Here is a 13,570-nt window from a genome sequence, read left to right as displayed (position 1 = left end):
GCTTACTTAGCATTGAAGTAAAAAAAAGAAGGGCTATGCCACAGCAGCCAGGATTCAGGATGACGGGACAATGCCTGTTCGATGGCATGGGGTAGCGCGTGTTTTAAGTTGCTGGCATCCGCGACGCCAAAGCATGCCAGCTGCAGACGACGGTGTTGCTGGTGCAGGCCGAAAAACACCACTTGTGCATTGCTGAGGCGGGCCAGTTCACTGACACCTGCGTGCAATCTGGCGGGGCGGCCAAAGAGTAAATAATCATCGCAGCGCATGGCTTTGCGCGTCAGGCGCAGAGTCACTTCCGGTGGTGCATCGGCAAAAATCACCAGCTGGCTCTGGCGTGACCTGACGTTGCGCAGCAGCGCTTTCAGCGCCGGACCATCACTGGCGAGCGGGTTGAGCTTTTTAAGCCGCACGCCCATCGCTTCTAACGACTGCGCTTCGTTGTTACCGAGCGTGTCATCAGCATGGGTTGAAATCACCAGCGTCTCACCGGGATTAATCAGTGCGCACAAAACGCTTGCCAGCACATCCGACACCATATGCAGCGGTGACAGGATCACCGGACGGTTTGGGTCGGTATGCCGACGCAGGTAGTCCGTCAGCTCGGCACCACAGGCATGCAGCTGCGCCAGCAACCGGGCATCGTTGTGATAAAGCGCGTTATCCAGCAGACGTTTTTCCGACCATTGCCGGTAATAACTCACCCGGCACCTGTCGCCAGCGGTGCGCCTGACGTTAATGTCTGCGCGCATTTGCTGCGTGCGGCAGCCAGATTTCAGGCGCATGTGTGTTTCCAGCAACCGGACCAGCACGCCGGTTAACGCCGGGAGACGCAGCAGACGGCTGCGCCACAGCCGTCTGCCCAGCCAACAGGAAAACTGCCTGTGATGCCAGGCGATACTTACCCGGAGGGTAATGAGTAAAAAGCGCAGGGAAGAAAACGCGGTCATAGCTGCCTTCTGTTGCCATGATAAAAGGCCGACGACAATCCGCCGTCGGCCTGCAGGTTATTTACCGCGGTTACCGGGGCTGCCTTCTCCTTTTTTCGGCTGTCCTGAGGTGCCGTACTCCATCTGCCCCGTCTGGCTGTTCAGGCAACCTTCTGAGTTAGGAATGGATGACCAGTACTCATTACCGCGGCTGTCCCAGCATTTATAAATCAGATCATTGCCGCCGGTAATTTCCTGCGCTTGCAGTTGTGATAACACGCTATACATGGATATTTCCCCATTAATATTAAAAAAATAGCAAATGTGATGTACGTCCAGAGGGTTGGCATCACGGGGGATATTTCAATGGAAACAAGCGGGTGCCACAACGAATAAAGAGATGAGTTCAGAGTACTATCAGAGTAATTAAATAATTATTACGCTGAGGTAATCCCTGTGGCGGGTGTGGAAAAAAAGGATTCAGAGAAAGCACGGAGTCGGTTTTCGTCATCCGTGCTTCTATCCTATTGAATTATGAACTTAATTTTTGCGTGACTTTGCCCATCACAACATCGCTTCCGTTGCCAAAAATGGGTCCTATTTCGTTTGTAATGTTATCTCCGATTGTGTGTTGAACGGGGCCTTCCGGTGTATCAAATTCGTATACGTCAGGTTTCGAAGACTGTCGAAATTTCACACCTTCATGTAATTCGTGACTAATAGAAGAATTCTCACCCATCTCGATCGTGACGTCAGATTTTGGATCAAACTTAAGGTTGCCCACCCTGGTGTTTCCACCGATCTTTATATCTATTTTAGCCTTGGCGGTATCATTTTCTACTGTGCTGGGACGCGTTTTACTTGGTTTGCTTGTATTCAGCCCCTCATCGGATTTACCATTTATGGTTTGGGAAGTTGTCAGGTTTCCATCCCTGTCTTGGGTGACAGTCTGGTTTATGTTGTAAACAGAACCCTTGTTAATCTGAGCATCTGAGAAATTCAACGTGTTGTTAATCACATTTCCAATATGGAGTTTCTGAATAACTGTATTTCCTTCGGCTTTAACTTTAAATTTCAGGCTCTCCCTGAGGCTGTGTGGTGTCCTGTTTACATTTTCGGATGAACTAGTTTTAAATCCGGCTTGCTGTCTGTGGGTCTGTCTGGTTTTAGCCGCGTCGTGGGTGCCTTTGTGTGTGGTTCTGGACGAGGAGCTGTCAGAATTATTGACTTTTGGCTTATGCCGAGTCTGCTGTGGGGCATTTGTTTGAGTGGAATGAGCAACGTTTTCAGGGTTTGGGCGTTCCCTGTTTCCTGTCAGCTTGTCCGCGGTATAAGAATAAGTCCCCGTCTCCTGTCTGGTGAGGCTGAAAGACGATGGCGTATCTTGTGGTATATGATCTTCCTCCCCGGCCTTGCTCAGTATGCCCGGTTTTGCCGAACGCAGGAGAGCAAGGAATAAATCATCCTCTCCCGCTTTATGCAAACAGCCGGTGGTGGGAGTGGACAAGACACCAAAATCCAGTGAGGAGTGTTGGTAATTAATTTCGCTATTTTTTCCGCTGGTGACCGTAACGACCGAGGAAATATTACCGTCATCATCCAGATTGATAAAGGTGAGGGAGTTAATACCATTCTTTTCCATATAAGCGGACAGTTCGGCTTCGAGATTGCTAACCTCTGCGTTGTTGATTAACATATCGAGTTCCTCAGGCATAACCCTAATATTGAAACCCATTTCTGATAATTGACTTCGATTCACATTTGTACCCACACCCATGATGTCACGCATCAGATCATGTGGGTTCTCAGTCTTACTGGCGGTGTCAACCGGGTTAGAGTAAGAAGAAGGAGAAGTGGTAGCCTGTGATACAGGTAAATTAACTGACATAAAAAAATCCTTATGAACTTAATAGGTTGTGTCTATCGTATTCATTTCTCATCAGGCGTTCTTTCGGATTTCGGCACCTGTTATCGGAAATGAGACAATATTTTCTGTAACCAGCTGGTTTAGGGAACCCTGGTAATCTCCAGACCAGGTATAAGGGGGCCGGTATAGGATGCGTTTTTTTCCAGCGTTAAAAAGCAAACGTCGGCATCAAATGCAATTGTGTTCAGCGTGGTACCGGCACCCAGGGTGATGTTTTGAACAGAAGATTCGCCAGATGGGTCTTCTTTCTTAATAACCAGATTATTGATTTCACATTTATTTCCTATCCTCAGATTGTCACTTTGCGCCGTAAGTGTGCCTTTGACTTTGGATGAACTGATAGCAAATGCACAGCTGCCTGAATTGACATCTTTATGGATGACCGAGGAATGGATGGCAAGTGTACCTGTGCCGGCATCAACATTATTTCTGATGGTAGCCATACTGAGTAAAGTCTCACCATGTTTATTAATTATTCCGCCCGCGCTGGATAAGCTGACTTCTATTTTTCCTGTATCAGTATATAGGGTGCCTGAACAGAGACTCATGTTATGCAGCTGGGTCTTGCCACTGAGGTTGATGATGTGTTTGCTGGTCCTGGCATTATCAATAGTAATATTTCCGGTTGAACTCGCGAGGTTACCAAGAACAAAGCTGTCGTTTCTTACATTTAAATCACCGCTGTCTGTTTTCAGCACCGGTTTTTTTTCATTGGCACCTGATTTATGAAAAATCTCACAATTGTCAAAAGTCATGTTCTCATTTTTTGTATTTATCGCGCCCACGACTTTTTGATCTTTTCTCTCGATGCAAACATAGGGGCGATCTGTCCCTGTCTCTGAAAACGTGACTGTATCAGGTGAAAATCCGACGGTTTTTTTCACTTTTTCAGAGGCGTGAGAAGGCTGTTCTGCGCCCGTCTGCTGACGTTTGAGAATGGATTTTTTCGGGCTGACAGCTGGGTGCTCAGTGGATCCTGGCTGAATGTCATTATCTACATGCTGGAAATCTGTTTTTACTTCTGACAGAACTTCAAAGCGGTCTGAACTTAGTGTCCGCAGTAAATCGTGCTTATCAGTCGCATTATTTAAACTGCCCGTCCTGGTTTCAGAAAGTACCCCGCCCGGGTTCAGGGTGGATTGCTTAAACGTTATTTCACCGTTCTTTTCTGTTTTTATGGTTACTGCAGAAGAAAGATGATCTTTTTCATCCACAGAGACTAAAGTGAGATACCCTTTTTTTTCCTCTTGTAAAAAGGTACCGAGGCCGGTTTCCAGATCATGGGTGTCCTGATAAAGAATATTCCCGAGTTGATCGGACATTTTCCCGAGGCTGAAACCCTGTTCAGCTAAACCATCCCGGTGCGTCTGTGGCGTTAATAACTTTTCTATCTGCTGATGCGGCTCATCACCCATGTTTTCGGGTTTAGCATCAGCGAATCGGGTGGTGGGGGGGATTTGAATAGGGGATATCTTTAAGGTCATCTGCTAATCCTGAAGTTTTGAATGTTGGCAAGCATCGTACTCAGCGCTATGCCGACGTTCTTTCGGATTTAGACAGTTACTTTCAGATTATGACAAAGGGATTCAGGCGCATGATCCGTTGATCCGCGCCTGATTGTATCATCAGGCAGCGTTCACCTGTTGCAGGCGTTTCTCACGGCGGATTTTGCGCTCCTCCAGCACCGCCACCATCGCCATCAGCAGGATACACGCAATGGCGGCGGCATCCAGCGCGGCGAAGGTGCCCGCCCAGCCAGTCAGACCAAATACCGGGGTGCCATCGGCGATCATACCCAGCCCCAGTTTGGCAAAGCTGTCACCGATCAGATAGGCAAAGGTGCCTTTAATACCGTCGGCGGAACCGATGGCTTTTTTCGGCACGAAGCCAACCGCCGCCACGCCAATCAGCAACTGCGGGCCAAACACCAGGAAACCGAGCGCGAACAGGGAAGCCAGATAGACAAACTCATTGGTGGCGTGCTGATAAATACCCAGCGTGGCGATAATCAACGCCAGCGCGATACAGGCAACCAGCCCGCGACGTCCATTCGCCAGATCTGACAGCCAGCCCCATAACAGGGTGCCGACCAGCGCCCCGGCTTCAAACAAGGTAAAGCCCTGGATGGCGACTTCTTTCGACAGTTTCAGTTCCTGGTAGGCATAGACGGTTGACCACTGGTCGATGCCGATACGCACCACATACAGGAAGATGTTGGCGAAGCACAGCAGCCAAATCACTTTATTTTTCAGCACGTATGTGACGAAGATCTGCCATTTGGTCATCGAATCATCTTCGGCGATTTTGTCCTCTTCGCTGACTTCCTCGCCAAACAGTTCCTCGGCTTTACCCAGCCCATAGGATTCCGGCGAATCGCTGCCATAACGCAGGCCGATAAAGCCCACCACCAGCGCGATGATCGAGGGGAAAATGAACATGCCAATCACATGACCATTAAACAGAAAATTAGCGCCAAATAGCGCCACGCCTGCCGCACCTGCGCCACCGAGATTATGGGAGATATTCCACATGCCAAGGTAAGTGCCGCGTTTGCGGCGGGGTGTCCACTTGGTGATGGTGGAGTAGCTGCAGGAGCCACCGGTACTCTGGAAAAAACCGCTCAGCGCGTAGAAGGCGATCATCAGAAACAGGCTGACGGAACCGGTACCCATACTGGCACTGAAGCCGAGCATACAAATTGCCGACAGAATCAGCATCAGGGGCAGGAACTGCTTGGTATTTTTGCCATCGGCATAATAGGAGAGCAGGGTTTTGCCGACGCCGTAGGTGATGGAAAAGCCCAGGCCAATCATCCCCAGCTGCGTCATGCTCAGCCCATAGGTTGATATCATGTCGTTCTGGGCAATGTTGAAGTTTTTGCGGATCAGATACATGGTCATGTAGCCGATAAACACCACCAGATAGGACTGCATAAAGGGCTTGAACCACATCTTCCGCCGCACATCGAGCGGCAGGTTCAGCGGTGGCTTACGCACCTGTTGAAGAAAGGCCAGCATGGATATCTCCTGATTTTGTAATGTCTGATCAATGGCAGACAGTGTAAAAAGGCAGGAGGGCAACCACCCTGAGACAGCCTCGCATTGCAACCTGGAAAATTTCTTAGATTTGCTACTTATGGCTTAAAAAGTTGAGATGTATCACATTGCGTAGTGGCCGAGCATCAGCAGAATAACATCTCCGCTGGCACGCTCAGCCAATTTTATCGGGATTGCCTGAGTCTTAGTGCATCGAATTACGTCGCGGTCGTTGTCTAAGATTAGTTTCGGGTGATGGATTGTAGCTGTAAATAAACTTGTTAGCGCTGGTGACCTCTTTCTGGAGACTGATATTATCAGCCTGTGCCTGCATGAGCTGCTCCCTGTTATTTGCCAATTGTATTGCCAGATTTGCAGAAAACTTCTCCAGGTCCTCAATTTTGTCCATAGCATCGGCTAACAGCTGTTCACTGGTTTTATATTGGGTCTGACTTTCAGCAAGGTCTTTTTCTTTTTCTGTTAACTCGCTGATGAGTTCGGTAATCGTTATGGTCTTCTTCTCAACAACAATTTGCGTTTCTCCAAGCACCCTGTTCGCCTCGTCAAGTTTTTCCACCGTCTCTGCATGGTTCTGTTCGGTTTCGGCATTTTTAATGTCGCGAATGATTTCCTGATGCTTAACGACAACCTTCAGAACATCTTCCATGTGTTTGGCTTCTTCTTTTTTTGCGTCTCCTTTTGCGATGACCGTACTGATTAACCAGTTAACCATGACTCTTCCTATGGATGTATACCAGTTGATATTTTTCAATGCGCCGCTGAGGACAGGTGTATAAATGGTAGAAGCCGTCGCCGCCGCATCCAAAGCGCCATTCACACATTTGGCAAAATATTTTCCCTTATACACTGCGTTGTTCTCCGATAGCCCACCCCACTTACCGATTGTGCGGCCGAGTGCCTCAAAGAAATCGGTGCCATGTTTGACAGGAGGTAAGTCCCGGTTTACACGGTTGCTATTCTCATGGGTCAACACGGCATTGCTGAGGTCTTTTTCCAGGTTAATACATTTAATAATCAAGGGGATTGCTGTAACTCCCGTCGCCGTTCCTGCAATGCCTACCAGAACAACGGTGGTCGCCAAATCAGTAAGAGTTGCAAAGGTTTTGGCGTATTGCTCGTAGGTTTTGATCCGTTCAGCTTTTTTCTTTAACTCGGTTATTTTTTTAGTTAGCTCAGCAGCTGCATGCTCAAGTTGCTCAGAATTAAATTTTAATCTTGGCTCTTCGATTTCCGGCGTGGATTCTGTTTCGTCAGAGGCAGATGACGATGACGTATTCATAAATTCACTTTCTCGTTTTTGCTTCGCAATTTCCGCTTGAGTCTTCTCATGATTAAATTTTGTGACTGCTCGCATCACCGTTCTGGGGGTCATTCCAATACCGCTATCGCTGGAGCTGTTCCCCTCGATATTCAATTTAAACTCGCCAGAATGACTGCCGCTGGCGCTGGAACTATTGGATCCCGGTATATCCTGGGAATTACGTGCCGATGTCAACGTAATCCCGTGTGGTTTATTCGTATTGGCTTTTTCACTGCCTTGAGTCGTCAGCGGGCTTACTGCGTAACTGGTCCCTGGACCGAAATTGATAGCCATAATGTGCTCCGTGTTGCCTGGTGTTCAATTAGTAAATGACAACTGGATTATTATGAAGTCAGCGAATAGCGGGAAATGATTTTTTCTGGCAAGATTTTTACGCGCTGCATAATCGCTTCAGGTTTTTCAGTGGGCATCGGTGAAAAATAAGAGGGTGAACTGATGCTATTGTAAAGATTGTTTTTTAATCTCTCTCCTGCACCTTGGTTTAGTTTCTCCATCAATGAATACATAATAAAATGTCAATTCTGTGAAGTAATTATTAAATATTCGTTTTTGGCGATGATATGTTTTTACCTACTGCATTGATATCTAAGGTAGCATAGGCAATGTTAATTATGTAAACATGGCAATTGCCTGGTTATGAAGCAAATATCAGTTTTGTTATTTATCTTTACAAATAAAGATTTTTTTAAATCAAAAGGGAATGATAAAGACATCATCATAAGTGGCGGGAATTATCAGAGATAAATCTCCAAAATTTGATTAACTCAGTCTATTTCCTGTCTTTTTCTACCCGTCCTGCTCATAGCAAGATAATCTTTCAGATCTATCATCTGACCCAATGAGAAAGTGATCTATTGAGGTTGAGAATCGCTCTCACGCGGCGTCTGAGCATGAAGAAACGGCAGCAAGAGCAGGGCGGATATACCGGCGGCAAGGGTAATAACGATAAAGAAGCCGCTCCAGTGCCAGATATCAATGATCCTTGCCAGTGGCCAGCCAGAAAGTGATGCACCCAGGTAGGCAAACAACCCGACAAATCCGGTGGCCGCACCTGCCACGGCTTTATGTGAACATTCCACCGCGGCCATACCAATCAGCATCTGCGGGCCGAAAACGAAAAAGCCGGTAATGAAGAAACAGGCCGCCTGCATGGTGTAGCTGGCAATCGGCATCAGCCACAGCGAGCCGACAGAGAGCATAATCCCGGCAGCGAAGATCAGGTTCATAGGGCCGCGGTTCCCGTTGAACAGTTTATCCGACCCCCAGCCCGCCACCAGCGCACCGCAAAATCCACCCAGCTCGAACAGGGTGACGGCAGAATTGGCGGTGACAATATCTGCCTGCAGCGTCTCCGCCATAAACAGATTGCCCCAGTCATTGATCGCGGCCCGAACGAAGTACACCAGCACATAGCAGAGTGACAGCAGCCAGATGTAGGGATTTGCCCACACATATTTGTACAGGATTTGCCGGTGGGTGAGTCCGACGCCTTCCTGCTGCTGGGCCACTTCCAGTGCATCCTGGCGCCACTCGCCCACAGCGGGCAAGCCTATGGTTTGCGGACGGTCGCGCAGACGCCAGCACAGCAAACAACCGGTAAAGATCGCCAGGCCACCGGCCATCATCATGCCGGTCCGCCATCCGTAGAGCAGCGCCACGGCGCCGCCGATGATCGGCACCAGCGCACCGCCGACGTTATGCGCCGTATTCCACAGCGCCCACCAGCCTCCGCGCTCGGTGCGGGAATACCATGCGGTCAGCAAACGCGCGCAGGCCGGAGAACCCCAGCCCTGGAAAAACGCATTCATCATCCACAGCAGGACAAACACCCATAACGCTGTGGAAAACCCTAACAGAATATTCACCATGCCGGTGGCGATAAGCCCAAGCCCCATAAAATAGCGCGCGCTGCAGTGGTCACTGATAATGCCGGAGCAAAATTTTGACAGACCATAGGTGAAGTAGAACAACGTGGCCAGCAGGCCGAGGTCGGTGCGCGTCAGCACGCCGCTGGCGAGGATTTCCGGTGCGGCGACGTTAAAACTTTTGCGGGTAAAGCAAAAAACCGCATACCCCAGCCAGATATTGGCAAGGATACGGCATCGCCAGTAATGATAGCGGCGATCCAGCGCTGACTGCCCACGGGTAAAATCAAACATACTGCTCCTTATCCGCCCTGGTGTGGCAGGGTGACGCTGATGCGTGTTCCTTGCGTGAAGGAAAGGGTGATCGTCCCGCCAAGCGCCGCGACACGCTCACGCATGCCCGTCAGACCAAAGCCCGCTTGCCCGTGGGCTGAAGGCTGACCGCAACCGTTATCTACGATGACCAGCCTTAGTTCCTCCTCATGCTGCCAGCTCTGGATGCTGACCACGCTGGCGCCGGCGTGTTTGACGATGTTGTTCAGCCCCTCCTGACAGACACGAAACAACGTCACGCGTTGTCCTTCAGTTAATAACGACTCGTCAATGCGCCAGTCGAGATGGCTGATAATGCCGCGTCCGGCCAGTTCCATCTCGCGCATCAGCGCCTGGATCGCCTCCTGCAACGACAAATCATCCAGCTGACGCGGACGCAGGCGGCCGAGCAAGCGCCGTACTGCATCGTAAACCCCCAGCGACAGCTGTTCGATCAGCGCGCCGCTTTGCCTCGCCGCAGGGTTGTCTGCTGCCAGACGTTGCACAATTCCCGCCTGGGTACGAATCGCGGTGATGGTCTGGCCGATATCGTCATGTAACTCCCGCGCGATCTCGCGTCGCACGCTTTCTTCCGTCTCCAGCAGACGCCCGACCAGCTGATGATTACGCGCCAGCTCGGTTTGCAGCGATTGATTCAGCTGGCGCAGATGCTGGATACCCGCCCCCAGCAGCAATCCGGTGAGGCTTTGTGCCAGCAACGAGAGCAGTAAATCCACCGGATGATCGTGCCAGGTACGGCTGGCAATCAGGGCAATGGTATTCATCAGGGAAGCGATGAGCGCCCCTTGCCAGCCGTAGTGCCAGGCCAGCGCGATAATCGGCAGCGCCAGACAAAACGGGGTGAAGCGGGCCAGTTCGGCGGGAAGCCCCAGTTGCAGCCACAGGCTGACCACAAACAGCAGCAAATAGCGAATAAGATGATGGGCGCGCCAGTGGATGGGCTGAGAGAGCAGCGCGGGCGTCAGGGGATGCCAGGCGGTGCGAGTCAGGTAGTGCCAGAACACCAGACAGGTTGGGGCCAGCGTCAGGCCGCCTGTCAGGGTTAACAGCAGCACGGTCAGGCCATCATGGCCCTTTGTTGCCCACGGCAGCGATTGTAACAACGCGCAGACAATAAGTACGCTTGCCATCTGCAACAACGTCCGGCTTTCCCGCATGTGGCGATAGCGATAGACCAGGCAGAGCGGCACCAGCGTCAGCAACCCGCCGACAATTAACAGCGGCAATTGCGGCAGGGCGATTTCCTGTGTCAGAAAGCCCAGCAACAGCCATTCGGCACCCAGCAGCAATGCCCAGTAGCCGCGGGGGCATTGCAACATCAATCCAAGACGCAGACCAAAAGGAAACAGCAAAACCGCCAGCGTGGGGTTATCGACCAAATGCAGGCTGATGCTCCACAGTGAGAACCAGGCCGCACAAAAGATCAATAAACTGGCGACGACGGCGATGCACCGTACAAGCAGGGTCGCCATCACCAGCCATCGAAGATGCGGCGCGCCAGCTCCACATCATTACTGACGTTAATTTTTTCCATCAGATTGGCGCGATGAACATGGACGGTTTTGGGGGATAAGCCCAGCTCGGCGGCAATCTCTTTCACTGCCATGCCCTGCACCAGCCTCTCGGCGACCTGGCGTTCACGGCGGGTGAGCGGATCCTGGCGTCCGGTCATCAGTTTGCTGGTGATATCCGGTGTCAGATAGCAGCCTCCTGACGCCACCGTGCGCACGGCGGCAATCAGTTCATCGGGACTGCATCGCTTGGAAAGAAAACCGCGTGCACCCGTATTCAGTGCCTGTTCGATCAGCGCCGGACTATCGTGCACCGACAACATGATGGTGGCCATTCCTCGCGGCAACTGGCTGAGCAACGCCAGTCCGGAGATATCGGGCATGGAGATATCGCAAATGCAGACCTGAACTCCCCGGCCTGGCAATCCCGCCAGCGCTTCGCGACCGGACCCGAATTCGGCAACGACCTGGAAATCCGCTTCCAGCCGCAGTAATTGGGCAAAACCGGAGCGAACAATCAGATGGTCATCAATCAGGGCAAGGTTGATCATGTAGGGTCCTGAAAAATAATGGGTAGCTATTTCTTGTTGTTGTCCGCTTCATATGGCGGCTGGGCGCAATAAGAGAGTTGATCCCTTAAAGCGCCAGGGTATTTTGCACTATATGGTGGGGAATGTCTTAATCAGAGGCTGAGTTAAGCCTTAGTATGTCCCTTGTGTCTGTTGAACATTGCCTTGATGTCGGTGCTTGCAGGTTCAGACTCAGGTTCCGCTTTAGTTCGGGTATAAGTGGTTTTATTCTTAAATTGAGTCAACGTTTTGGTATCAACGCTTTGCTCTTTGGATTCGATGCTATTTTGTGTTCCTGCACTCACTTTAGGTGGGTTGCGTATTTCGTGTTCTTTCTGGCGGATTAACTCCTCAATTTCGCCCTTCATTTTTTCAAACTTAGCTTTCTGCGCTTTTAAACCTTCGTTAAACGGTTTTGACATCCCTGCCAACCCTTTGGCACCTGCGGTACCAAAGGTCACATACTGGATATCCTTCTTCTGATCGGATGGCAATATTGCTGGATCCAGTCCGGAAAAGGTACCGGCAAGGTCAGAGAGGGTATTCAGGATATAGCCACCAAAGCTGGAAGCTTTTGCTGTTGTTTCTGCCGAACATCCGATGCTGGTGCCGATATTGTCAATCGCGAAGGTAAACGCATCCGTTGAAGATTTCAGCGCTTTTTCACCGTCTTTTGCACGCCATACATTAACGCCATCTATTATGGCTTTAAATATGTCTTTTGTTGTCATGACAATTTTTGTTATTGCGGGTACCGACCCTGTGTCTGATACCGCAGCGGAGGCGGTTGTCACGGCTGCATCGGCTAATGATAACAGGGCCTTGGAGGTGCTCTCTATAAAAGTGTTTGCCGCCAGTTTGACGTCAATCTCTTTTATTTTTGCCTCCATCTCTTTTAAGGATAAATTAAGCCCCTCAAGCGTCTCTGAGACTGTTACCATGCCCATATTATCAGCCGTTGGAACAGAAGATGCATCGGCTGTGCCGGATGCCCGGTCTGGTACATGCTGAACGGTACGGGTTTGCACAAAACTTGCGGCAGCTGAGATATTTGAACTTATCATTGATTGAACCTTTTTAAATATTGAAAGTTTGCAACATGCTTTCGGCTTTTTGCCGCAGCTCGCTGTATTGGGGGTTGTTATTATTCTGGGCGTAACAAAGCTCAATGGTGCTATTCAGGGCATCACGGGCTGCATCGATTTCCCCCAGTTTTTCCAGACAATATGCGCTATGCCAGTAGGTAAACGGGTACTCGCTTTCCATTTGTAATGCATGGTTAAACAGGTTAACGGCGTGCTGGTACTGTTCCTGGACTTTCAGTGCACAGGCAAGGGCAAAGATAAATCGATGTTCCAGATGGTTGATTTGCGTCAGAAAAGCGAAGCAATAGGTTGCTGTGCGCATATCCGCTTCATTCCAGGCTTGATAGCCACGGGAATAAATTTCTTCCTGCTCCTTACGCGAGATATTACTCAGTTCTGCAATAGAGGTGTTCCCTTCGAGAAATTGAGCAACCATCTGCGCTTTTTCTTCATCGGTTAAATGGGGTAGAGAGACGTCGGGCAATTTTTTTTGCATAGTAGAATCCTGGTGCGGGTGTTTATACGTGGTTTAAGTTTCCTTGTATGTATAAGGGGAGTGATTATTTAATACTTATGTTTTTCTACGGGAATTTATGTTTTTACTCAGCTCTCTTTCAGGGAAAATGGCAAGTATTGAGCAGGATCACAGGTTGGGATTTTTTCAGAGAGGGGCAATGAGGAATGTTCAGGGAGGCAGAGGGGAGCCAGAGGGCCTGGCTCACCGATTACGGGTTTTCCTGTACTGGATGATAGCGCTGCCAGAGGGTGGTAATCACCAGCATGGATTGCTGGCAGGCCTGGAGCAGCAGTAGCCCTTGCAGCGGGAGCTGCTCGGATTCGATCTGCCGCAACTGCTGCATGATCTCAGTTTCACCTTTTTTCAGCTGTTTCATCAGGTTATCCCGTACGACACCGTCGGTGTCACGGCGCAATGTTCTCTCTAACTCGGTAAGCCGTGCCAAAATGTATTTCCT

Annotated in this window: 12 protein-coding genes; all 12 read right to left on the bottom strand. The window is 50.1% G+C overall.

Translation table 11 applies throughout. The annotated features are described in order from the left end of the window. Window positions 1-2 precede the first annotated feature (2 nt). Window positions 3-950, bottom strand: coding sequence for a hypothetical protein (locus tag CUN67_RS24270; protein WP_208718042.1), 948 nt, complete (start codon window positions 948-950; stop codon window positions 3-5). A 57-nt stretch (window positions 951-1,007) separates the two neighbouring features. Then, entirely contained in the window at window positions 1,008-1,217 is a 210-nt protein-coding gene (locus CUN67_RS24265) for a hypothetical protein (RefSeq protein ID WP_208718041.1), read from the bottom strand. A gap of 244 nt (window positions 1,218-1,461) precedes the next feature. Continuing rightward, window positions 1,462-2,817, bottom strand: coding sequence for a hypothetical protein (locus tag CUN67_RS24260; RefSeq protein ID WP_208718040.1), 1,356 nt, complete (start codon window positions 2,815-2,817; stop codon window positions 1,462-1,464). A 119-nt stretch (window positions 2,818-2,936) separates the two neighbouring features. After that, window positions 2,937-4,340, bottom strand: coding sequence for a hypothetical protein (locus CUN67_RS24255; RefSeq protein ID WP_208718039.1), 1,404 nt, complete (start codon window positions 4,338-4,340; stop codon window positions 2,937-2,939). 141 nt (window positions 4,341-4,481) lie between these two features. Beyond that, window positions 4,482-5,873, bottom strand: coding sequence for a hexose-6-phosphate:phosphate antiporter (gene uhpT / locus CUN67_RS24250; protein ID WP_208718038.1), 1,392 nt, complete (start codon window positions 5,871-5,873; stop codon window positions 4,482-4,484). A 223-nt stretch (window positions 5,874-6,096) separates the two neighbouring features. Beyond that, window positions 6,097-7,506 (bottom strand): hypothetical protein, encoded by a 1,410-nt coding sequence (locus tag CUN67_RS24245; RefSeq protein ID WP_208718037.1) that lies wholly within the window; start codon window positions 7,504-7,506, stop codon window positions 6,097-6,099. Window positions 7,507-8,084: 578 nt separating this feature from the next. Then, window positions 8,085-9,392 carry an MFS transporter gene (locus tag CUN67_RS24240; RefSeq protein ID WP_208718036.1) on the bottom strand — a complete coding sequence of 436 codons (1,308 nt, stop codon included), beginning with the start codon at window positions 9,390-9,392 and terminating at the stop codon, window positions 8,085-8,087. A gap of 8 nt (window positions 9,393-9,400) precedes the next feature. Next, on the bottom strand, window positions 9,401-10,903 hold the full coding sequence (uhpB, locus tag CUN67_RS24235; protein WP_208718035.1) for a signal transduction histidine-protein kinase/phosphatase UhpB: 1,503 nt from the start codon (window positions 10,901-10,903) through the stop codon (window positions 9,401-9,403). Beyond that, the gene (uhpA, locus tag CUN67_RS24230) at window positions 10,903-11,493 is read right to left on the bottom strand and encodes a transcriptional regulator UhpA (protein ID WP_208718034.1); all 591 of its coding nucleotides are present in this window, start codon (window positions 11,491-11,493) and stop codon (window positions 10,903-10,905) included. Before uhpA ends, uhpB begins: the two co-directional genes overlap by 1 nt. A 143-nt stretch (window positions 11,494-11,636) precedes the next feature. After that, window positions 11,637-12,575, bottom strand: a complete 939-nt coding sequence (locus CUN67_RS24225; RefSeq protein WP_208718033.1) for a hypothetical protein — start codon at window positions 12,573-12,575, stop codon at window positions 11,637-11,639. 13 nt (window positions 12,576-12,588) lie between these two features. Next, the gene (locus CUN67_RS24220) at window positions 12,589-13,092 is read right to left on the bottom strand and encodes a SycD/LcrH family type III secretion system chaperone (RefSeq protein ID WP_208718032.1); all 504 of its coding nucleotides are present in this window, start codon (window positions 13,090-13,092) and stop codon (window positions 12,589-12,591) included. A 229-nt stretch (window positions 13,093-13,321) separates the two neighbouring features. Further along, a complete protein-coding gene (locus CUN67_RS24215) occupies window positions 13,322-13,558 on the bottom strand; it encodes an EscE/YscE/SsaE family type III secretion system needle protein co-chaperone (RefSeq protein WP_208718031.1) in 237 nt (78 codons plus the stop codon). Window positions 13,559-13,570 lie beyond the last annotated feature (12 nt).

It is taken from the genome of Pantoea cypripedii (genome assembly GCF_011395035.1).
GTDB lineage: Bacteria > Pseudomonadota > Gammaproteobacteria > Enterobacterales > Enterobacteriaceae > Pantoea > Pantoea cypripedii_A.
Note: the sequence above shows the minus strand (reverse complement) of the source record. Positions and strands in the feature narration are given on the sequence as shown.